Raw genomic sequence first — 23367 nt, 5'->3', positions numbered from 1 at the left:
TAAATATAGGGATACTTACACAATTAAGTTGGTATCAACATCATACCAGCACGTTTATAATTCATTTCTAATCCCGCATTTATACGGGTGTCCTAATCGTATTTACCCTAACTACTTTTAGCATTCCAGCCCACTCGGGCAATGCAAAGGTCTTTCTATTTTCCGGACTAAGGCGCTATATATCAGCAATATTAAATCATATTTGCCCCATGAGAAAATATGCTGTCATCGTTGGCGGTGGTGCAGGAACAAGAATGGGAACGACATTGCCGAAACAGTTTCTTGAACTGAATGGGAAACCGGTTATGTATTACACCGTTACTACCTTTCTTGAAGCCTTTTCTGACCTGGAGATCATCCTGGTTCTTCCCCGGCAACATCTTACAGTTGGTCAGCATATAATTTCCGGAGTGGCAGGTGGTAGCCGGGTTAAGCTTCAGCCCGGGGGAGAAACCCGTTTTGAATCCGTAAAAAATGGGCTGGAGCTCGTATCATCTCCTTCAATCGTATTTGTACACGATGCAGTTCGGTGCCTCGTCAGTAAGGACCTGATTACAAGGTGTTACGGGCAGGCGCTTTCCTTAGGCAGCGCTATTCCGGCAGTAGCAGCAACAGATTCAATAAGGATTGAAGTAAATGGGGAGCACCGTGTTGAAGATCGCAATCATGTAAGGATCATTCAGACCCCACAAACCTTCCAGTCATCCCTCCTGCTCAACGCCTTTCAGATGCCTTATCAACCTCAATTTACTGATGAGGCGACGGTAGTTGAATACTCGGGTGAAAAAGTGCACCTGATAGAAGGAGAACACCAGAACCTTAAGATCACGAGACCAATTGACCTGGTTGTTGCCGGTAAAATCCTGCAAGACAACTCACTTTTTTAGCCATCGTATTGGCCATGGAAGTCCATTGTATTTGATCTTACAATAAGGCTCATTCGTTGAACCCATGCCTTCGTAAAATTGCTGAACCCCTGCAAGATCGGAACCTTCCAGGTCTAATATCTTCCCACTTCCCTGGAACTCCCTTATAAGCTGGTCAAATAGAAAGTGGTTGCTTTGGTTAAGCTTACCTTTTTGCAACGTGATATTCATGAGGTTGTACAAGCGGCGGTTATCGGCAAGTAACAATATGGCTGCCATTAACTCGCCCGACCCGTTTGCGACACCACGGCAATAAAGGCCGCCGGATTGATAAAGGTACTCGCACAACCGCCCAAAGTTCCTGTAATCGGTACCGCTAACGTGTGGCATACGACTGCCATAGTACTGATGATACAGCCTGATACATGATTGGTAATCCAGTTTTTCGGTATAAATAAGTTCCGCATTGCCCGCCCGCTTCAGATTTTTCCTAAAAGCGCCGGAGTACCCGGTTTGGATATCCTGGTATTCACGATCCAAATGGAGTACAAAATTGTTTGCCTTTCGGTACTGTGCACCCTTGAACTTACCATAGGCCCCCGGCCGCAGGTTGATTTCCCAGAAATGATAATGTGCCTTAAGGAATTGGTCTATTTTCTCCCAGGGAATGGCTATGCCGGGGTCACAAACAAATACCCCCGATTGTTGTAAAAAGGATGGCTGGTACAGGTACTCAATGCCAAATTTGCGGCGCCTGGTCAATGGCATAATCCATGAGTAATCATGAGCCGTTAGGCCAACCCATCCCGGCGAAAGATGATCCAGGTACAGGCTGGTGGAATAAATCAAACCATCCGCAGCTTTTTGGATGCAATCGTCCCATTGTTTTTTATTTATTTGATTATTTAACAACAGTTGCATCTGGCTTTTATTAGATTTGTACTACTCCGTACCCTGATCCACTAGACAGGCTTTATACTCCAACTGAACTTCGGCTTTAGTCTTTTTTTTGACTGAACAATATTCTAATCCTCTATTCACAATCCAATGAATTATCATTTCCTGAAACGCTTTCGGCTATTACCAATTCTTTTAGCATTTACCTTTGTTGCCTGTCAAAAAGAACTTTCTGAAGACATATTACAGGCACCCCCCGCCCGACCCGCTCCTTTTGAGGCTAATGTAAATGGCAGTAGGTGGGTAGCTGATAACCATTATGCTGCGGCTTTTACCCAGGCAAGCCCAGTTGCTCCACGAATGCTCACCATTAAAGGAACAAGCAATAACAGGAAGTTTCTTACCATCTCGCTTGTTGATTCCGGAGTTCACAATTATACCATTTCACCAACTGGTGCCGGGTTAAATGTAGCCAGCTTCGAAGATAGTATCGTTTCACCTCCATTGTTATTCCAATCTAACCAGGCTCCTTCGGCAAACTTCCAACCCGGCAATGTCCGGGTAACATCAATAGATACGGTACGGAAAACAATTTCAGGAACCTTTGAGTTCAGGGTTTTTCGCACGACCGACAAGTCAGAACGAGCCATTTCTATGGGTGTTTTTACCAGCATTCCGTTTACTGCTACGGCGCCTGCTGCACCAGCCGATACGTTGAAGGTAAACGTCAATGGATCGGCTCTGGACCCTGATACGGTTTCTGCGGCAATGGTAGCTCCAATCCCGTCGGCAAACATTCCATTTTACATCATTGTCGGGCAATCGAACACAGGGTGGTGCTCAGCAAAAGACATGACACCACAGGAAACTGCCATCTACCGGAGGGCCATTCCGAATACCAGCATCTGGAACCCTGGGGTGGCGGCGTTTTCAACAACCTGGCAGCCTTTACACGTTGGTAATAATACAATGTGTGAAAACTATGTTGACCGCGCACAATTTGGGCCTGAGGCCTCCTTATTCCTGAACATGAACAATAGAGATAATAGGGAGCGACTGCTGTTTAAGTTGGGCAAGGGTGGAACAACCATTGCTACCGACTGGAAACCACCTGTTGCCGGTGCGCCCCAACACACCGCAGGTGGTACCTGGCAACAGTTCGATCAGTGGCTTACGCTTGCAATAGACCAGGCCGTAGCCGCTGGTAAAAAGCCGGAATTGAAAGGTTTTATCTTCATGCAGGGGGAAGACGATGGTTTGCTGGTTGCGGATGCTAATGCGTATCTGGCCAACTTAACAACTTTTTTCAACGCGTTCGAAGGCAAATGGCAGCAATTTGTAACAAAATACAACCTGGCGAGTGGTCCCTACAAGAAAGTGATTGGGAGGATTTTCGCACCCACAGGCTATCCGTTTAAGGACATTGTTCGTACCGCACAACAGGCGTATTGTGCCAACCCCGCAAACAATGCAACCATGATCAATTGCGACAATTACCCGTTACAGGACTGGGTTCATTATAGTGCTACCGGCCAGATACAATTTGGGCTTGACATCTTTAATAGTGTCAACTTTGAACCTGCGCCCACATTGCCGATTGACAACCTGGTTATAAAAGCTTCGAATTCCACCAGGTCGAGAAACGTTACCATAATACTTCCTGCCAATATCACCCCAGGCAGTTATAGCTTTACCGCGGCTCCCGGGTTGTATACAGCTGAGTTTGTAGATGGTGCAGCCAGATACCAGGCAAGTACAGGGACGCTGCAGGTTTTGGAAAATAATCCCGCTGTCAAACGGATCAGGGCAAATTTCACCTTACGTGCGCAACCTGCTGGTTCAACAACCCCTGTTGCAGATCTTACCGAAGGTTTCCTGTCAGTAAGGTACTAAGTAGATGGAAGCTGTTTTGCCGGTTTCAAGATGTAAGCGATTCGTCTCCCCGCAAAGTCTTTTTCGTTAGAGTGCCTGGCTAAAACAATGGTTTGCCGATGAACGTATTGCGACGCAACGATGATGCCATATGCACTTCTGCCAGAAGCCAAAAAGCCTTTAAGTAAGGCATTGGCAGCAAAGCATTTCGATGTGTAGGATCACTGTTATTTCCGCGGAACAAAATGCATCTCCAAAAATAAGTTATCGAGATCTACCTTCATGTGGGCTGGCCCGATGATTTTAGAAACCGGGTGTGTCTTCTTCTTCCTGCATACTAGCTATCCCACATTTTCAATCATAATTGCATGAAGCGTAAAAGCCAATAAATTACACTGTGTTCGGTGCAAGCCGAACACCAGCCCTATTGTAGCCTGCTGCAGCTAAGCGGTGCAAAACTGAACCCTATAAAAATGAAGCATATCTCCGATTTGACCCGAAGTAAGCAGGGGCTGTTTCACCCTGTACTTATTTTCGCGGTGGTTGCTGTTTTCGTTTTTTTTGCCCCCCTCCTTATCCTGCCGTTTTTCAACCATCCAACATCGGATGACTTTGTTTGCGCCACTCACCTGGATACCAAAGGCTTTTTGCAGTACCAACAATTCATCTACGAAAATTGGGGTGGCCGGTTTGTGGCTACATTTACCGGCTCGTTATTCGTTCTGAAGCACTTTTTGTACGATCACTATTACCTGCACACGCTTTTACTTATTCTGCTGGATTTTGTGAGCATTTGGTTTGTACTGGCTTGTGTAAGACGTTTTGTACCTGACAATGACAGCTTGCGTAAGTACCGGCTGCTTATTGTTGCATTGGTTGTTGCGCTACAATACTGTTCGACTATTGAATTATCTACCTATTTGTTTTGGTTTAGCAGTTCAATTACTTATCACCTGCCGATGATACTTGTGCAATTGCAAATTGGACTCTGGTTGCGGTTTTTTGGACCAACAGATCCGACCGTTTCCAGGTCAAGGCACTTTCTAATACCCCTCCTGATTTTTCTGATCGTTGGCTTTAACGAATTGTTCATTGTTGTTCAGGCCGCGATTTTTATACTCGCATGGCTTGCGGGCGCACACAAAAAATCGCAACCCCTCCTGCTTGCAAGCATCTGCGCTTACGCGATCAGCACCCTTATCGTCTTGCTTTCACCGGGCAATGCGTCGCGGTTTGCTATGGTAGCTTCAAAAGGAATAATGAGCGGTTTCGCAGTCGTTTTGTACCAGCTTGCAGCGATCACCTGGTCAATCGGTAAAAACCCTTTAAGCTGGCTTGTTTTTACTTTTGTTTTTTTGTATGCAAATCAAAGGAGGCCAATTGTACAGAAACCGGCCTTGTTAATGGTTTTTCAATCCAAACGATGGTTATTACCTGCTATAATTATCAGCTTTGTTATTGCTTCGTTAGCTGTCGCGGTTTCCGGATTAAACGGGGGGAACATACCGGGAAGGTATATTAATCCTGTCATCTGCTCCACGCTCCTGCTCCTACTTTTATTAAGCTTTACAGAAGGACTGAATGCGAAGCCGCTTGATATTACACCGGCCAATTCTAAAAATCGATCTTTCATTATATCGGCCTTTGCTGTTGGCTTATTGTGCAACCTTTACCTTAAAGAGGCATATGTTAATCTTGCAACTGCTCCCGTTTACAACGCTGTAATGGAAGCACGGAAAAAGGAGCTTACTGCTGCTGCTTTCAAGCCTGGAGGCCAGGTTGTACTTGTCAGCACTTACGACAATGCCGCGAGGCATTATGTCGCCGGGCGCTATCAGCATGCCCCTGGTACTCTTCAAAACCTGTTTCAGCAAAAGCCAGGTTTTTTATTTTTAGGAGATGAATTACAAAGCAGGGCGGGGAGAAGGATCCTTCAGCAATTTTATCGCCTGGATTCAATCCTGGTAAGGTAGTGGATTTCAACCCGGACCGGCAGGCACAAACGTTTATGTTTACGTGTGCAGTCCTGTATTGACAAGGACTAATTTATCGTTGACCTAACTCATCTGTAGCAGGCCATCGTAGCTAAAGGCATAAAAAAAGCAGGAGGTTTTTACGCCTCCTGCTTTCATACATTCATTAGACTGCCTTATTCTTCTTCGTCGAAATTCATTGCTTCACGTGCAGTCGCCAACAATTCATATTCTTCTTTACTACCGACAATCATGTTCTCGAACTCTCTTAAGCCGGTACCTGCAGGTATTGCATGACCGGTAATTACGTTTTCTTTCAAACCGAGCATATCATCAGTTTTACCCATGATGGCTGCGGAGCTGAGTACTTTCGTAGTCTCCTGGAACGATGCCGCTGAAATCCAGCTTTGCACACCTAGTGAAGCCTTCGTGATACCAAGAAGCAGTGGTGAAGATGTCGCCGATTGAGCGTCGCGGAATTCAACCAATTTACGGTCGCTTCTACGCAGGATTGAGTTTTCTTCCCTTACCTCTCTCAGGCTAACAATCTGTCCCGCCTTCAACTTGGTGCTTTCGCCCCCATCAACAATTACCTTCTTGTCAAAAATAAAGTCGTTCTCCTCGTTGAACTCAATACGGTCAACAGTGTCACCTTCAAGGAACCTCGTATCTCCCGGATCCTGGATCTCAACCTTTTTCATCATCTGGCGAACGATCACTTCAATGTGTTTGTCGTTGATACGCACACCTTGTAAACGGTAAACTTCCTGGATCTCATTTACTACGTACTCCTGAACCGCAAACGGTCCACGAATAGCGAGTATATCGGCCGGAGCGGTCGAACCATCTGACAACGGTGTTCCTGCTTTTACGAAGTCACCATCCTGTGCAAGGATTTGGCGGGTAAGCGGAACAAGGTATTTTTTGATGACACCGTCACGCGCTTCCACGATGATCTCGCGGTTACCACGTTTGATGTTACCAAAGCTAACCACACCATCAATCTCGGAAACCACAGCAGGGTTGCTTGGATTACGTGCTTCAAACAACTCGGTAACCCTTGGAAGACCCCCGGTAATATCCCGGAGTTTACCGAGAACCCTTGGAATTTTCACCAGCACCTGTCCTTGTTTAACCTCATCACCTTCATCAAGCACGATGTGCGAGCCAACGGGCAGGTTATAAAGCTTGGTTTCCTTCGTGCCTTCAACAATAAGGGCAGGAATTTTTGTTTTATCTTTTGTTTCGATTACCACTTTCTCGCGGTGACCGGTTTGTTCATCAGCTTGTTCACGGAACGTAACACCATCAATGATGTTCTCGAACTTAATAGTACCTGGGATTTCCGATACTACGACGTTATTAAATGGATCCCATGAACAGATGGCTTCACCTTTGGCTACTTTCTGACCATCTTTCACTTGCAACGTTGCGCCGTATGGTACGTTGTTGGTGATCAGCAAACGGTCGTTTTTCACGTCCATAATCCGCACCTCACCCGTACGACCAATAACCACTTTCACTTTATCACCCTCATTATTCACCATGTCAACGGTTCTCAAACCATCAAACTGAACGGTACCGTCGAACTTAGCGTTCAGGGTATTTTCAACCGACGCAGATCCCGCAACACCACCCACGTGGAACGTACGCAGGGTCAACTGTGTACCAGGTTCACCGATTGACTGTGCAGCGATGATACCAACGGCATCACCACGCTGAGCAGTGTAGCCCGTAGCCAGGTTTTTACCGTAGCACCTTACACACACACCACGCTTGCTTTCGCAAGTCAGCACGGAACGGATCTCGACAGTCTCGATACCAGCTTCGTCTATACTTTTTGCAATTTCATCGTCTATGATGGTACCTGCAGTTACAATTACCTCGTCTGTAACGGGGTTAAGCACAGTGTGCAGGGATGTTCTACCCAGAATACGATCAAACAATGGTTCAACTACGTCCTCATTATCTTTTAAAGCACTGGTTGCAATACCCCTCAGTGTTCCGCAATCCTCTTCTGTAATTACCACATCCTGAGCAACGTCAACCAAACGCCGCGTCAGGTAACCGGCATCCGCCGTTTTCAAGGCTGTATCCGCAAGACCCTTACGGGCACCGTGGGTAGAGATGAAGTAATCCAATACGTTCAGTCCGCCTTTAAAATTAGAAAGGATCGGGTTTTCGATGATCTCGTTACCCGAGCTACCGCTCTTACGAGGCTTAGCCATCAAACCCCTGATACCTGCAAGCTGTTTAACCTGTTGCTTACTACCACGCGCACCGCTATCGAGCATCATGTACACAGAGTTGAAGCCCTGTTTATCTGCCGCCATCTCGCGAATAAGCGTTTCCGTAATACGTGTATCCACCCTTGACCAGATATCGATGATACCATTGTACCGCTCGTTATTGGTAATCAAACCCATGTTGTAGTTATCCCAAACCTCGTCAACCTCGGTTTTGGCCTGGTCGAGCAATTGCTCTTTCACAGCCGGGATAATCAGGTCATTGATATTGAACGACAACCCGCCCTTGAACGCCATGCGGAAGCCCAGGGTTTTGATATCATCCAGGAACTTCGCGGTTTTAGGAACGTCGGTGATTTTGATGATATCACCAATGATCTCGCGAAGGCTCTTTTTGGTAAGTAGTGCATTAACAAAACCTACTTCTTTTGGTACGAACTGGTTGAAGAGAATTCTACCAACAGTGGTATCAATCAGCTTCAGGCTCAATTCACCCTTATCGCTTCTAACTGTAGTTCTTACTTTGATGTGTGCATGGAGGTCAACTTGCTTCTCGTTGTAAGCAATGATTACCTCTTCCATGGAATAGAAAGCTTTGCCTTCACCTTTAACCTTCACCTCGTCAGTACTCTTTCTTCCCTTTGTTATATAATACAGTCCAAGAACCATGTCCTGCGAAGGCAGGGTAATTGGGGTACCATTTTGAGGGTTCAGGATGTTGTGCGAAGAAAGCATCAGCAACTGGGCCTCGAGGATCGCAGCATGGCTTAGTGGTACGTGTACCGCCATCTGGTCACCGTCGAAGTCGGCGTTGAATGATGTTGTTACCAGTGGGTGAAGTTGTATCGCTTTACCTTCGATCAATCTTGGCTGAAAGGCCTGGATTGACAAACGGTGTAGTGTTGGAGCCCGGTTAAGCATCACCGGGTGACCTTTGAGAATATTCTCAAGTATATCCCAGATTACCGCTTCTTTCTTGTCTACAAGTTTCTTTGCTGACTTAACTGTTTTTACAATACCCCTTTCGATCAGTTTCCTGATGATAAATGGTTTAAACAGCTCAGCCGCCATATCTTTTGGCAGTCCACATTCGTGGATTTTCATTTCTGGTCCAACCACAATTACCGAACGTCCTGAGTAGTCAACACGCTTACCCAACAAGTTCTGGCGGAAACGTCCCTGCTTTCCTTTCAGCACATCACTCAGCGATTTCAAAGCACGTCCACCTTCAGCTTTAACAGCATTGGATTTACGTGAGTTATCAAATAAGCTGTCAATTGCTTCCTGGAGCATACGTTTTTCGTTCCTCAGGATCACCTCGGGGGCTTTAATCTCCAACAAACGCTTTAAACGGTTGTTACGAATGATCACCCTGCGGTAAAGGTCATTAAGGTCGGATGACGCAAAACGGCCACCGTCCAATGGAACAAGCGGGCGCAATTCTGGTGGGATTACCGGAATATATTGCATAACCATCCATTCCGGACGGTTGGTGATGCGGGTATTAGCATCCCGGAAAGCCTCCACAACACTTAAACGCTTAAGCGCATCCGCCTTACGTTGTTGTGAAGTTTCATTTGCAGCTGCATTTCTAAGATCAAATGAAAGCTGGTCAAGGTCAATTCTTTGTAACAGATCATGAACCGCTTCAGCACCCATCTTTGCAACAAACTTATTCGGGTCCTCATCAGGAAGGTATTGGTTGTCTTTTGGCAAAGCATCCAATATATCCAGGTATTCTTCTTCAGTCAGGAGGTCTCCAAAGTTCTGCCCCTTATCTGCACGGATCCCGGACTGAATAACCACAAAACGCTCGTAGTAAACGATTGTTTCGAGTTTTTTAGAGCTCATGCCCAGTAGGTATCCAATCTTATTTGGAAGAGATTTGAAATACCAGATGTGTACAACAGGAACAACCAGTTTTATGTGCCCCATTCTTTCGCGACGCACCTTCTTTTCCGTTACCTCAACCCCACAACGATCACATACAATCCCCTTGTAACGGATACGCTTATATTTTCCACACGCACATTCGTAATCCTTAACCGGACCAAAAATCCGCTCGCAAAACAGGCCATCTCTTTCTGGCTTGTACGTGCGATAGTTGATGGTCTCCGGCTTTAAAACTTCCCCGTAGCTTTTCTCCAAAATGCTATCAGGTGAAGCCAATCCGATGGTTATTTTTGAAAATGTAGGCCTCGGACGATTATCTTTTTTAATAGCCATATCGTATTTACGAATTTAATTTTTTGTTACCGCCTTCAGTACTTTGACCAACATCGTTGCGTCGCACACTTCAGCGTTTGTTTCCAGGTCAGCGGGCACCTGTAAGAAAAAACCTTCCAAACCAGTTGTCAACAATTAATTCCAGGAAGATGTTTGATATCAGAGCAGAGAACTAATAAAACAGGTAAAACCACCGAAGTGGCTTCACCTGTTTTCTATATATAAGCTGGACTAATCAAATTTCAGATCGAGACCCAAACCTCTTAATTCGTGAACCAATACATTAAACGACTCCGGGATACCGGCACGTGGTATGTTTTCACCCTTCACGATTGCTTCATAAGTTTTCGCACGACCAATGATGTCATCCGACTTAAGCGTAAGCAATTCCTGCAAAATATTTGATGCACCATACGCCTCAAGTGCCCAAACCTCCATCTCACCAAAACGCTGACCACCAAACTGCGCTTTACCACCCAAAGGTTGCTGGGTAATCAAGCTGTATGGCCCGATCGAACGTGCGTGCATCTTGTCATCAACCATGTGGTGAAGTTTGATGATGTAGATGATACCCACGGTAGCCTTCTGGTCAAAACGGTCACCCGTTTCACCATCATACAGGTAAGTATGACCAAAGCTCGGCAAACCAGCTTCGTTGATTTTATCTGCAATTTCCTCAGTAGTTGCACCGTCAAAGATCGGGGTCGCGAAGCGAACACCTAATTTCTCACCTGCCCAACCAAGTACTGTTTCGTAAATCTGACCAAGGTTCATACGGCTTGGTACACCTAGTGGGTTTAGTACAATGTCAACCGGGGTTCCATCTTCAAGGAAAGGCATGTCTTCAGCACGAACGATCTTCGCAACAATACCTTTATTTCCGTGACGTCCGGCCATCTTATCACCTACTTTCAGTTTACGCTTTACAGCCATGTAAACCTTAGCAAGTTTCAGAACTCCCGCAGGCAATTCATCACCAATGGAGATGTTGAACTTTTCCCGCTTGTACCGACCAAGTTCTTCGTTGTACTTGATGTTGTAATTGTGCAACAAGGTATTAATCTGGTCATCAACCTTCGCGTCACCGGTCCAACCCAATGGATTAACATTCTGGAAGTCGATTTGCGACAAGTTCTTTTGATTGAACTTGGCACCTTTTCCGATTAGTACTTCACCGAAATTGTTGCTTACGCCTTGTGACGGTCTGTCCTTAACAAGGGTTTGCAATTTTTCAAGTAGCACCTCCAGGATGTCGGCTTCGTTTTTCTCGTGAACCTTCTCAATTTTCTCCAGGATGGCCTTCTCACGAACCTTTGTGTTTTTATCTTTCTTGGCTCTCTGGAAAAGCTTTTTGTCGATTACAACACCTTCGGTTCCACTTGGCGCTTTCAGCGAAGCATCTTTAGCATCACCGGCCTTATCACCAAAGATTGCACGCAATAGTTTCTCTTCCGGTGTTGGATCGCTTTCTCCTTTCGGGGTTATCTTACCAATAATAATATCACCTTCCTTGATCTGTGCGCCGATACGGATAATACCATGTTCGTCAAGATCCTTGGTTGCTTCTTCCGAAACGTTTGGAATATCAGGCGTTAATTCCTCTTCACCAAGTTTAGTATCCCTTACCTCAAGTTCAAACTCTTCAATGTGCACAGATGTAAACCAATCCTCACGAACAACCTTTTCATTGATCACGATGGCATCCTCGAAATTGTAACCCTTCCAAGGCATGAAAGCCACTTTCAGGTTTCTACCCAGCGCCAACTCACCATCCCGTGTCGCATAACCTTCGGTAAGAAAGTCGCCTTCTTTTACGATTTGCCCCTTCTTTACAGACGGACGAAGGTTGATACAGGTAGCCTGGTTTGTTTTGATGAACTTGGTAAGCTTATAAATAATCAGGTCCTCTTCAAAAGAAACGAGTTTTTGTTGCTCGTTACGTTTGTATCGTACGTGTATCTCCTTAGCATCCACAAACTCAACAACACCATCACCTTCAGCATGTATTTGAATACGTGCATCGCGGGCAGCCTTACCCTCCAATCCTGTACCAACGATAGGCACTTCCGGACGAATAAGTGGCACAGCCTGGCGTTGCATGTTCGAGCCCATCAATGCACGGTTGGCATCATCATGCTCAAGGAACGGGATAAGGGAAGCACTCAAACCAACAATCTGGTTTGGCGCGACGTCCATATACTCCACTTCACCTTTATCAAGAATTGGAAAGTCACCGGTCTGACGGCTTACAACCCTATCTTCAGCAAACTCGCTTTTATCATTCAAAGGGGAACTTGCCTGTGCGATTTTCTTCAAATCCTCCTCCTCAGCGCTCAGGAAGGTCAGGGTTTTCATATCCACTTTACCATTGTTCACTTTATGGTAAGGCGTCTCGATAAAGCCCATCTCATTAATCTTTGCGTGAACACAAAGGGTAGAGATCAAACCAATGTTTGGTCCTTCCGGTGTTTCAATCGTACAAAGACGGCCGTAGTGACTGTAGTGAACGTCACGAACTTCAAAACCTGCTCTTTCACGACTCAAGCCTCCGGGGCCAAGTGCTGAAATACGCCTTTTATGCGTGATTTCACTTAAGGGGTTTGTCTGGTCAAGAAACTGCGAAAGCTGTGAAGTACCAAAGAACGAGTTAATAACAGAGGAAAGGGTTCTTGCATTAATCAGGTCAACCGGGGTAAATACCTCGTTATCCCGGACGTTCATTCTTTCGCGAATGGTACGGGCCATACGTGCGAGACCTACACCAAATTGAGCATACAGCTGCTCCCCGACGGTACGAACACGACGATTACTCAGGTGATCAATGTCGTCTATCTCTGCTTTGCTGTTGGTAAGGCGAACCAGGTATTTGATGATCTCGATAATGTCTTCCTTGGTCAGCACTTTTTTCTCAATCGGGAAGCCAAGACCCAGTTTCCGGTTAATCTTATACCGGCCAACCTCACCAAGATCGTAACGCTTGTCGCTAAAGAACAATTTATCAATAATACCGCGGGCGGTTTCATTATCGGGTGCATCTGCTCCCCTCAACTGGCGGTAAATATGTTGAACAGCTTCCAGTTCACTGTTACTGGTATCTTTATTTAGGGTGTTGTAAATGATGGAATAGTCTCCACTCATTTCCTCTTTTTGAATAAAAACACTTTTTACATCCATCTCGCTGATGGTTGCAATTGCGCTCTCATCAAGAATCGTATCACGCTCCATCACAACTTCGTTCCGCTCAATAGAAACAACCTCTCCGGTATCTTCGTCAACAAAGTCCTCAACCCAGGTGCGAAGTACACGTGCAGCAAGTTTCTTCCCTAAAAAGTTTTCGAGTTGTTTAGCTTCCGCCTTTACTTCATCCGCCATTCCAAAAAGCTCAAGAATGTCTTTATCGGTTTCGAAACCTATTGAACGAAGTAAGGTTGTTACAGGAAACTTCTTCTTCCTGTCAATGTATGCATACATGACGTTATTAATGTCTGTTGCAAACTCCATCCATGCACCTTTAAAAGGAATAACACGAGCAGAATAGATTTTGGTTCCATTCGGGTGAACAGACTGACCAAAAAATACACCAGGTGAACGATGCAGCTGGCTTACTACAACGCGTTCTGCACCATTGATAACAAAGGTGCCTCTTGGTGTCATATAAGGAATATTACCCAGGAACACATCCTGAACAATAGTTTGAAAATCTACGTGTTCCTCATCATTACAGCTGAGCCTCAGTTTCGCTTTGAGTGGAACAGCATAGGTCAAGCCCCGTTCCATACATTCGTCTATAGAATATCTTGGGGGGTCGATAAAATAATCAAGAAACTCCAGCATAAAGATGTTGCGGGTGTCGTTAATAGGAAAATTTTCCTTGAACACGCGGAACAACCCTTCTACGTTACGCTTATCTGGCGTAGTTTCGAGCTGAAAGAAGTCTTGAAATGATTGTAACTGAATGTCGAGTAGGTCAGGAGTTTCAGATAAATTTTTAATTTTTCCGAAACTGACCCTGTTCTGAACTTTAGTTGAGGACATATTTTATTTTAACCGGTTTTAATCAAAAAATCTGAAGAACAACAAGACATTCTTCAGTACCTTGATAGTCAATATGTTAGTAAATTGATTATCAAGTCTCTAAATGATTTCGCTAACTAGCCTGAAATTAAAGGAACGCAAAGGTAAGATAGTAGTAGTACACACAAAAAACAATTTTATCCCATTTTAATTAAATGGGATAAACAAACGTTAAAACCAGAAAAACGAAAGGCCGGTATAAACCGGCCTTTAATCAATCTTTATCAAAGATTACTTTACTTCAACATCAGCACCAGCTTCTTTCAATTTAGCTACGATGTCATCAGCTTCTGCTTTAGGTATACCTTCTTTGATTGGCTTTGGTGCACCATCAACCAGGTCTTTAGCTTCTTTCAAACCAAGTCCGGTAAGATCTTTAACAATCTTTACAACCTGAAGTTTGTTAGCGCCACCACTTTTAAGTACAACATCAAATGCTGTCTTTTCTTCAGCAGCAGGAGCAGCTCCGGCAGCAGGGCCAGCAGCTACAGCAACTGCAGCAGCAGCAGGTTCGATGCCGTATGTGTCTTTCAAAATTTTTGCGAGTTCATTAACCTCTTTCACGGTTAAGTTCACGAGTTGTTCTGCGAATGCATTTAAATCTGCCATTGTTTCAAATTTTTTCCGCCTTCATTGCCTGTGCTCCGGCGGATATATTAAAAAAATTTGGGTATCAGCTCCCAGGCTTGAGCTAATAAGTTGAAAATATTTCGTTATTCTGCTTGTCCGCGATCTTCCAGTGCTTTAATAAGGCTGGCAAGTTTACCACCTGCATTAAGACCACTAATAACGTTTTTCGCAGGAGATTGCAGTAAGCCAATGATTTCACCAATAAGGTCTTGCTTGCTCTTAAGGGTTTTAAGTGCTTCAAGTTGATCGTCACCAACAAATACATCGGTGTCGATAAACGCAGCTTTAAGAACAGGCTTTTCACCTTTATTTTCTGCACGGAAGCTGCTGATGATCATCGCAGGCTCCTTTGCATTTTCACTGAATAATAAAGCAGTTACGCCGTTAAGGCTATCAAAAACACCTGAATACCGTGCAGAATCAATTCCTTCAAGCGCTTTGCGGATAAGGGTATTCTTTGCAACCTTCATCTCTACGTTCTTGTCGAAACAGATCCGGCGCAATTTATTCACCTGGGCAACGCTTAGTGCCTCAGTGTTGGTGATGTAAAAGTTGTTATATTGATTGAATTTCTCTTTGAGAACTTCAATGGCTTCATTTTTTTGATCTTTAGTCATGACGCTATGTTTGTGTTCAGCGATAGAGTACCATTAGGAATTCAGTACCCCGATCCCGCCCAACGCTTTAGATTAATGGTTTGGTATCAACAGGAATTGCCGGACTCATAGTCGTTGCCATGCTCACCCCTTTTAGGTAAGTTCCTTTTGATGCAGAAGGCTTCAGCTTGATGATTGCGCTGATAAACTCAGAACTGTTCGCTGCAAGTTTATCCGGAGTAAAGGAGATACGTCCGATAGATGCGTGAACAATACCAGCCTTATCAACCTTAAATGCGATTTTACCACCTTTAACCTCGTTTACTGCTGCAGCTACGTCGTTTGTAACTGTACCAGTTTTAGGATTTGGCATCAGGTTACGAGGACCGAGAACCTTTCCAAGTCTACCAATCTTTGGCATAACGGAAGGCGTTGCCACGATCACATCTACGTCAGTCCAACCACCTTCTATCTTCTGAATAAATTCATCTAATCCAACATAATCAGCTCCGGCTGCTTTTGCATCTGCCTCTTTATCCGGAGTACATAATACCAATACTCTTTTCGTCTTACCAGTTCCATGAGGAAGGGTAACAGTTCCACGAACCTGTTGATCTGCTTTCTTAGGGTCAACTCCAAGTTTTATGTGCAGGTCTACTGAACTGTCAAACTTTGTACAATTTACTTCTTTCACCAATGATGAAGCGTCATTTAGTGAATAGACCTTGTTTTTATCGACCTTAGCTGCTACAGCTTTTCTTTTTTTTGTGATTGCCATTTTGATTCTTTTAGGAATTGATCAATTATTTATCCCATGGAGCCTGACCATCAACGGTTAAGCCCATGCTGCGAGCAGTACCAGCAACCATTTTCATGGCGCTTTCAGGAGTAAAGCAGTTAAGATCGCTCATTTTGTCTTTGGCGATTGCTTCAACCTGGTCCCAGCTTACCTTACCTACTTTGTTACGGTTAGGCTCTTTAGAACCACTTTGAAGCTTAGCTGCTTCTAATAATTGAACTGCGGCCGGTGGGGTCTTGATAACAAAATCGAAAGATTTGTCACCATATACGGTGATCAGAACAGGGAGAACCTTGCCCATCTTGTCCTGGGTTCTTGCATTAAATTGTTTGCAGAACTCCATGATGTTTAGGCCTTTTGAACCTAGTGCAGGTCCGATCGGAGGTGCCGGATTTGCCTGGCCTCCTTTACACTGCAACTTTACATAGCCTGTAATTTCTTTTGCCATAATTTAATTTTTTGGTAGTAGCGTCCTGTCAACATAACAGAACTCCCAAATACAATAGATTCTATTCGAACTTTTTTGGGATCGCGAAGGTAGGAGTTTTTCTCATACAAAGATGAACTTACCTGATATTTCAGGCATAATATAGCAACGAATTTCGTCTGAACACACATTTGCAATTCGATTACTGATTGCAGTTGAATCGAATTACACAAACATCGATTTAGAGTCAGTGATGATACGGACTATTGCTATTCGAGTCAACTTAACGGCTAATAAGTAAGGGATATCAGAAAAATAAACCCTTCTGTAGAAATCCCCTTGGAAAGGTATACTAATAATAAATGGACGTACTGCTGAGATTATAGCACAAGTACGCCCTTTGCGTCCACAATGATCTCTTTTTTAGGTTCGGTGATCCTGGCGATCTCCGCTTTGCTTTTGCCTGCATCTTCCGCATAATGCTGTAATTGCTTTACTGAGGTTACACTCATCCTGGCTGTCCCGTCAACAACTATATTCTTTCCATTCAGGTCTGTTGGTACAAGAAAGGCGTGATCTTTCATTTTTACCATCATCTTTCCTTTTGCAGTTTCCATTTTCAACCAACACCCTTCTATCGTGCACACATCGGTAACTTTGCCCTTGATTTTAACCGTTTTCACCTCTTCAGAGGTAATTACCTTTTCGAGATCGTTCACGTTGATTGCATCAGCTGCTTGCACCTTTTCGCCAAAGTTCATTCCAGGGTTTGCTGGGCCTTTTGGAGGTTGCGCCGAAACGGTTACAACTGCCGATAAAAGTAAGAAGATCGTAAAAAGCTTTTTCATAAAGGAAGTTTGACAGTAACGAAAAAGCCACAGTTTGAACTGCGGCTCTCTAAAGTAAAGATATTTTTTAGTCTAACTAAGTTTTTCTACCTGCATATAGTTTAGTTCGACCGGGGTAGAACGTCCAAAGATTTTAACGGTAACTTTCAGCTTCTTCTTTTCGTCGTTAACCTCTTCGATAACCCCATTAAAGTCGTTAAAAGGACCTTCAATAATTTTGATCGTTTCTCCTACGATAAATGGTTCGTTCATCACAATACCCTGATCATTCATCTCATCCACTTTACCGAGCATTTTATTGACCTCAGCTTTGCGCAATGAAATGATGTTTCCTTTCGATCCCTTTCCATCAGTCAGAAAGTGCATGACGTTGCTTACACTGCTTACGTGTTGAACAATATCATCCGCAAGTTTGCCTCCGCTCACCTCAATCATTACATATCCGGGGAAGTAGTTCTTTTCACGCATTACTTTTTTACCATTCTGTACCTTGTACACCTTTTCCATTGGTAAAAACACCTGCTTGATTGTCTCACTCCATCCGCTTCTGTTAACTTCTTTATCGAGGTATTCTTTAACTTTTCGCTCTTTGCCACTAACTACGCGCAAAACATACCACTTTGTCTCCTGCTCAGGAGCTACCGCGTCATGCTTGGCAGTTTCGTCCGATGTACTTAATGGTTCCATTATTTGAATAAAGAATAAATCAGTTTTAATAAAGATTGAGAAGCAAAGTCCATTATCCAGACCAAGGCTGTGATGATAAGCGTAGCAACAAGTACAATAACTGTCGATTGCTGCAATTGCATCCAGGTTGGCCAGGTAACTTTTTCAGTAAGCTCATGATAGCTTTCCCTGAAATAATTCGAAATCTTGTTCATTTAAGGTTAATTGCGTTAAGTCGTGGGTTTTCAACCGGATCAGCAGTTCAAAAAACCGACGGTTAAACCAGGCACGGGAACAAGGATTCGAACCCTGATCAAAGGTTTTGGAGACCTCTATTCTACCGTTGAACTATTCCCGTAAAGAAAAAAGTACCAGGATATTTTGTCAATATCAGAACAAAGCAAATTTACAGATTTGTTCTGATACCAATATCCTGATACCCTTCTAATATAGCTATTTGATTATTTCAGTAACCTGACCGGCACCTACTGTACGACCACCTTCGCGTATCGCAAACTTCAATCCTTTTTCCATCGCGATAGGTTGGATCAAAGTAACAGAAAGTGAAGTATTATCACCTGGCATAACCATTTCGGTTCCTTCAGGAAGAGTACACTCTCCGGTTACGTCCGTTGTACGGAAGTAGAACTGTGGGCGGTACTTGTTGAAGAAAGGCGTATGACGACCACCTTCTTCTTTACTCAATACATAAACCTCTCCTTTGAATTCAGTGTGCGGAGTGATAGATCCTGGTTTACAGATAACCATACCCCTGCGGATTTGAGTTTTCTCAATACCACGAAGCAATAGTCCTGCATTATCCCCAGCTTCACCTTCGTCAAGTAGTTTCTTAAACATCTCAACACCGGTAACAGTCGAAGTCAATGGTTTTTCCATCAAACCAACAATCTCAACACCTTCACCAACTTTAATACGACCTCTTTCGATACGACCTGTCGCAACAGTACCGCGACCTGTGATCGAAAAAACGTCTTCCACGCTCATCAAAAACGCCTGGTCAACCGGGCGGGGAGGTAATGGAATATAAGAATCGACTGCATCCATCAATTCATCGATTGCGCTAACCCATTTTTCGTCACCAGCAAGAGCACCAGTAGCGGAACCTTTGATGATTGGTGTATTGTCGCCGTCGAAACCATTCTTAGAAAGGATTTCACGGATTTCCATTTCAACCAATTCGATCAATTCAGGATCATCAACAAGATCAACTTTGTTCATGAATACCACCATACGAGGTACACCAACCTGACGTGCAAGAAGGATGTGCTCTCTGGTTTGAGGCATAGGTCCGTCAGTGGCTGCTACCACAAGAATAGCTCCGTCCATTTGGGCGGCACCGGTAATCATATTTTTTACATAGTCAGCGTGACCAGGACAGTCAACGTGAGCATAGTGACGATTAGCTGTTTGATATTCTACGTGAGCAGTATTAATTGTGATACCTCTTTCTTTTTCTTCAGGGGCACCGTCAATCTCATCATAGTTCTTTTTCTCCGCTAAACCTTTTTTTGACAAAATATCGGTAATAGCGGCAGTTAATGTGGTTTTACCGTGGTCAACGTGACCAATGGTGCCAACGTTAACGTGGGGTTTATCCCTTTTAAAATTCTCTTTTGCCATTTTATTTGTTTTTAGATTGTTGTTTAAAATCGCTGGCATTCACTTGTGCCGCAGGAACTTAAATGTACTCAGGCGGGTCACATGTAAACCCGTGAACCTTTTCTAATCTAGTTTACCAACCAAAAGCTTACGCCTGAACGGCAAAACCACGCCGGCACTCCTTTAGTCTGAACGAAATCACTTTCGCTCAAAACCCGGCATTCGGTTCAACCCATAACCATTAAAAAGAACGAGCTGTTGATGAGAATTGAACTCACGACCTCTTCCTTACCAAGGAAGTGCTCTACCCCTGAGCTACAACAGCTTTTAAAAGTTATCGAGTCAGTGGTCACCAGCCGCTATTCTGATAAAGAACATTACTGGAGTCTTAATAACTAAAAGAGCGGAAGACGAGTCTCGAACTCGCGACCTATAGCTTGGAAGGCTATCGCTCTACCAATTGAGCTACTTCCGCTTATAACTGTAAAGTATACCAGTTCTATGACTAAACACGAACCTATATGCTAACATTTTAAAAGAACTGTGGGCAGGAGAGGATTCGAACCTCTGAAGTCGAAAGACAGCGGATTTACAGTCCGCCCCATTTGGCCGCTCTGGAACCTGCCCGGTTGTTGCTTATGATGATTGATAACGATAATCACAACAAAATTGAGCCGAAGAAGGGAGTCGAACCCCCGACCTGCTGATTACAAATCAGCTGCTCTACCAACTGAGCTACTTCGGCAAATATCACAACATTTATCTAAAGAACTTAATCACCTTTTTATTGGTAACCCCTCTAATTTTAGGGATGGCAAAGGTAAGGGAAAACTTGTAATACCAAAATTTTGAAAATCTTTTTTCCAGATAAAATCAAAACTGAAAATCAGTCACTAAACCAGTGGGTTATTTCAGTAGCTCCGGAGTGCTTTTACCCGGATTATCTTTATCGAGGATGACCTTTATGGAGTCACTTTCAAGCACTTCATTGGTGATAATTGCACTATCAACCATGCGTTCTCCACCAGTCATGTAAGCATACTTAATCAAAAGCTTATTGTTCCCGAGCTTTTTTCTTTCCATTACCAACGCAGTAGCAGTTTTCCTGTTTTCGCAGCCGGCGAGTATCCCTACTACAATCAAAGCAAAAACAGGGTTGTACTTGTTAATGGTCATGACGCAAAGATGCAATAAAAAAGGCCTCAATTGAGGCCTTTAGAATCTATCGTGATATTTTATGCTGCTTGCTTTTCTTTTTTACGTTTCATCTGGTTCACCATCGAGTCTATCGCACTGTCAAACGATTCTTCAAAAGACTTGGAGGAAGCTTTTACAAAAAAATCGTGTCGCGGAACGTGAACCCTTATTTCGGCAATCTTGTCTTTAATCGTATGAACTACGTTGTCTAACTTCAGAAACACATCCACTTTCGTAATTCGTTCATGAAAAATGTTCAGTTTATCAATTTTCTTATTGACGTATTCAATCAATTTTTCATCTGCATCGAAGTGCACTGTTTGAATTTTTACGTTCATAGTGATCGCGGTTTTACGGTGAATAAAAAAAGAACTATATGTAAAATTAGCCATACGCAGTATTTGAATTGGCAGGTATGAAGTTAATCGAAACACACGAAAATCAGGACTTTTAACCCTGTTATTTTAGCCTGTGCTAACTTCCGGAAATCTGATGGTTTTCAAGCTGTAATATCAGTTGAAACCGGTCTCCCGCCGGTTCCGTGCCGGTTCATAGGAAACGATCAGGCTTTGGGATGGGCTCTTTTGTGGATCTCCTTTAACTTTTCGATAGTATTATGTGTATAGATCTGTGTTGCTGCCAAACTGCTGTGACCTAGTAGTTCTTTAACGGCGTTTAACTCCGCGCCGTTGTTAGTAAGATGGGTAGCAAATGTGTGCCGGAGTACATGCGGGCTTTTCTTTTTCAAGGTAGTAACCGGCACCAGGTTCTTTTTGACAATAAGGTATACGTACTTAGGATATAGCTTCTTTCCTTTCCGATTTACCAGCAGGTTTGGCGGCACCTCAGCCTGGGGAAATGTAGCCTGTCTCAGCGCCAGATACTCCCTGATGTTGTTCATCAGTTCGGCGGAAACCGGAATAATACGCTCTTTATTACCTTTACCCAACACCTTAAGCTGCCCGTTTGACTGGTCAATATCCGCTGCTAATAAGTTAATTAACTCACTCAACCGCATGCCGGTATTGTAAAAGATATCAACGATGAGCTGATTGGTTTTGTTTTCCCACGTATTTTCTTCAGGAGAACGTGCGGCCATCAACGCTTCCATTTCTTTTTCTGAAACATATGATGGTAATCGCTTTCCAACTTTAGGTGAGACTATAGCTGACATGGGGGTGCTATCAATTAACCCAACTTTGATCTGGTACCTGAAAAAAGACTTGAGCGTAGATATTTTCCTGTTAAGCGACTTTGAAGAAAGCTTATCATCCTTCATCCGGGCCAGCCAGCTGCGGATTAGAACAGGGGTAATTTCCTTAATAGATGGTCCGTTGTATTGAACCCGGAGGTAAGTAAAAAATTGCTCAAGGTCGGTCTGATACGAAGTGATGGTATGGGCTGAATAACGTTTTTCGAAACGCAGGTAGTCGAGAAAAGGTTGAAGTGATGCAAATTCAGATACGGGCATAAAAAAACTGATAGCCTAAAGTTAAGAAAACTTCACGCTATCAGTTACATATATGTGCAAGCTTAAAGATTAATCTTCAAAGTCACCGTTCGCCATCTTCTGCTTGTAAACAGCTTTCAAAACCTCAGTTCTACGCTGTACAGAGGGCTTAATAAAAGCCTGGCGTTCTCTAAGTTGTAAAAGGATTTTCGATTTCTCAAACTTCTTTTTATACTTCTTAAGTGCTTTGTCTATGTTTTCGCAATCTTTTGAGTCAATTATTAACATACGTACCCCGTTTAGATAATTTTAGGTCGGCAAAGATAACGAGCGCTCTAATATTATCCAAAAGGAAAATTCAGAAATTTGTCAACCCTCCTTAATTTGCGGCATGTTTACCGGCATAATTGAAACACTGGGAACCGTTGAGAATGTAACGCAAGTAGGAACAAACAAAACGTTTCACATTTCTTCAGCCATTACTCCCGAACTTAAGGTGGACCAGAGCGTCTCTCATAATGGGGTTTGTTTAACCGTTGAAGGGATAAACGGGAATGTCCACCAGGTGACCGCCATCGCTGAAACACTTAATAAAACAAATCTTGGCAGTGTAACTACCGGGCAATTGGTAAACCTTGAGCGGTGCATGCAAATGAACGGACGAATAGACGGGCACCTTGTACAGGGACATGTTGACACGACGGCCATGTGCCTGAGCGTAACAGATCTTGAAGGCAGTTGGCAGTACCGCTTTGAATTTAATGGCGCTTTTAGTGGGATGATCATCGAAAAAGGGTCCATTAGCCTGAATGGAATCAGCCTTACGATTTTTGATGTAACAAAAAGTGCCTTTTCTGTTGCCATAATTCCATATACCTACCAACATACTAACATGCGGGAACTAGAAGAGGGCAGCCCGGTAAACATCGAGTTCGATATGATCGGCAAATATGTACAACGATTTATGACCGTCAGCTAGA

At 43.8% G+C, this 23367-nt stretch carries 19 protein-coding genes and 5 tRNA genes; 4 read left to right on the top strand and 20 right to left on the bottom strand.

The window, feature by feature from the left end; translation table 11 throughout:
* The first annotated feature begins 209 nt into the window (after positions 1-209).
* The gene (gene ispD, locus EXU57_RS05005; protein ID WP_133267082.1) at positions 210-887 is read left to right on the top strand and encodes a 2-C-methyl-D-erythritol 4-phosphate cytidylyltransferase; all 678 of its coding nucleotides are present in this window, start codon (positions 210-212) and stop codon (positions 885-887) included.
* Here the strand turns inward: ispD and EXU57_RS05000 are convergent.
* Positions 876-1787, bottom strand: coding sequence for a hypothetical protein (locus EXU57_RS05000; protein WP_133267081.1), 912 nt, complete (start codon positions 1785-1787; stop codon positions 876-878). The two genes, ispD and EXU57_RS05000, sit on opposite strands and share 12 nt — an antisense overlap.
* Before the next feature lie 126 nt (positions 1788-1913).
* Between EXU57_RS05000 and EXU57_RS04995 the strand changes: the two genes are divergently transcribed.
* The gene (locus tag EXU57_RS04995) at positions 1914-3656 is read left to right on the top strand and encodes a DUF6252 family protein (RefSeq protein ID WP_133267080.1); all 1743 of its coding nucleotides are present in this window, start codon (positions 1914-1916) and stop codon (positions 3654-3656) included.
* A 452-nt stretch (positions 3657-4108) separates the two neighbouring features.
* Positions 4109-5608: a DUF6056 family protein gene (locus tag EXU57_RS04990; RefSeq protein ID WP_133267079.1), complete on the top strand. Its 1500-nt coding sequence runs from the start codon at positions 4109-4111 to the stop codon at positions 5606-5608.
* 176 nt (positions 5609-5784) lie between these two features.
* Here the strand turns inward: EXU57_RS04990 and rpoC are convergent, their stop codons facing one another.
* The 19 genes from rpoC to rpsU all read right to left on the bottom strand — a co-directional run bounded on the left by rpoC (position 5785) and on the right by rpsU (position 22675).
* The gene (gene rpoC / locus EXU57_RS04985; protein WP_133267078.1) at positions 5785-10080 is read right to left on the bottom strand and encodes a DNA-directed RNA polymerase subunit beta'; all 4296 of its coding nucleotides are present in this window, start codon (positions 10078-10080) and stop codon (positions 5785-5787) included.
* Between the two features lie 231 nt (positions 10081-10311).
* On the bottom strand, positions 10312-14115 hold the full coding sequence (gene rpoB / locus EXU57_RS04980; protein WP_133267077.1) for a DNA-directed RNA polymerase subunit beta: 3804 nt from the start codon (positions 14113-14115) through the stop codon (positions 10312-10314).
* A 270-nt stretch (positions 14116-14385) separates the two neighbouring features.
* Positions 14386-14763 carry a 50S ribosomal protein L7/L12 gene (gene rplL / locus EXU57_RS04975; protein WP_133267076.1) on the bottom strand — a complete coding sequence of 126 codons (378 nt, stop codon included), beginning with the start codon at positions 14761-14763 and terminating at the stop codon, positions 14386-14388.
* Between the two features lie 104 nt (positions 14764-14867).
* Positions 14868-15401 (bottom strand): 50S ribosomal protein L10, encoded by a 534-nt coding sequence (gene rplJ / locus EXU57_RS04970; protein WP_133267075.1) that lies wholly within the window; start codon positions 15399-15401, stop codon positions 14868-14870.
* Between the two features lie 67 nt (positions 15402-15468).
* A complete protein-coding gene (gene rplA / locus EXU57_RS04965; RefSeq protein ID WP_133267074.1) occupies positions 15469-16158 on the bottom strand; it encodes a 50S ribosomal protein L1 in 690 nt (229 codons plus the stop codon).
* Positions 16159-16183: 25 nt separating this feature from the next.
* On the bottom strand, positions 16184-16627 hold the full coding sequence (rplK, locus tag EXU57_RS04960; RefSeq protein WP_133267073.1) for a 50S ribosomal protein L11: 444 nt from the start codon (positions 16625-16627) through the stop codon (positions 16184-16186).
* A 359-nt stretch (positions 16628-16986) separates the two neighbouring features.
* Positions 16987-17454, bottom strand: coding sequence for a DUF4920 domain-containing protein (locus tag EXU57_RS04955; protein ID WP_133267072.1), 468 nt, complete (start codon positions 17452-17454; stop codon positions 16987-16989).
* 72 nt (positions 17455-17526) lie between these two features.
* Entirely contained in the window at positions 17527-18141 is a 615-nt protein-coding gene (nusG, locus tag EXU57_RS04950; protein WP_133267071.1) for a transcription termination/antitermination protein NusG, read from the bottom strand.
* Positions 18141-18335, bottom strand: coding sequence for a preprotein translocase subunit SecE (gene secE, locus EXU57_RS04945; RefSeq protein WP_133267070.1), 195 nt, complete (start codon positions 18333-18335; stop codon positions 18141-18143). Before secE ends, nusG begins: the two co-directional genes overlap by 1 nt.
* A 72-nt stretch (positions 18336-18407) precedes the next feature.
* A tRNA-Trp gene (locus tag EXU57_RS04940) sits at positions 18408-18478 on the bottom strand.
* Between the two features lie 95 nt (positions 18479-18573).
* A complete protein-coding gene (tuf, locus tag EXU57_RS04935; protein WP_133267069.1) occupies positions 18574-19761 on the bottom strand; it encodes an elongation factor Tu in 1188 nt (395 codons plus the stop codon).
* A 232-nt stretch (positions 19762-19993) separates the two neighbouring features.
* Positions 19994-20065 (bottom strand) — tRNA-Thr (locus tag EXU57_RS04930).
* 77 nt (positions 20066-20142) lie between these two features.
* Positions 20143-20215 (bottom strand) — tRNA-Gly (locus EXU57_RS04925).
* A gap of 69 nt (positions 20216-20284) precedes the next feature.
* Positions 20285-20367: transfer RNA gene (locus EXU57_RS04920), tRNA-Tyr, on the bottom strand.
* 45 nt (positions 20368-20412) lie between these two features.
* Positions 20413-20485 (bottom strand) — tRNA-Thr (locus tag EXU57_RS04915).
* 161 nt (positions 20486-20646) lie between these two features.
* Positions 20647-20916: a hypothetical protein gene (locus tag EXU57_RS04910; protein WP_133267068.1), complete on the bottom strand. Its 270-nt coding sequence runs from the start codon at positions 20914-20916 to the stop codon at positions 20647-20649.
* 59 nt (positions 20917-20975) lie between these two features.
* Entirely contained in the window at positions 20976-21329 is a 354-nt protein-coding gene (locus EXU57_RS04905) for an HPF/RaiA family ribosome-associated protein (RefSeq protein ID WP_243745513.1), read from the bottom strand.
* Between the two features lie 170 nt (positions 21330-21499).
* Positions 21500-22408, bottom strand: coding sequence for a tyrosine-type recombinase/integrase (locus tag EXU57_RS04900; RefSeq protein WP_133267067.1), 909 nt, complete (start codon positions 22406-22408; stop codon positions 21500-21502).
* 69 nt (positions 22409-22477) lie between these two features.
* A complete protein-coding gene (rpsU, locus tag EXU57_RS04895; protein WP_133267066.1) occupies positions 22478-22675 on the bottom strand; it encodes a 30S ribosomal protein S21 in 198 nt (65 codons plus the stop codon).
* Positions 22676-22778: 103 nt separating this feature from the next.
* Between rpsU and EXU57_RS04890 the strand changes: the two genes are divergently transcribed.
* Positions 22779-23366: a riboflavin synthase gene (locus EXU57_RS04890; RefSeq protein ID WP_133267065.1), complete on the top strand. Its 588-nt coding sequence runs from the start codon at positions 22779-22781 to the stop codon at positions 23364-23366.
* Position 23367 lies beyond the last annotated feature (1 nt).

It is taken from the genome of Segetibacter sp. 3557_3, assembly GCF_004354985.1.
Lineage (GTDB): Bacteria > Bacteroidota > Bacteroidia > Chitinophagales > Chitinophagaceae > Segetibacter.
Note: the sequence above shows the minus strand (reverse complement) of the source record. Positions and strands in the feature narration are given on the sequence as shown.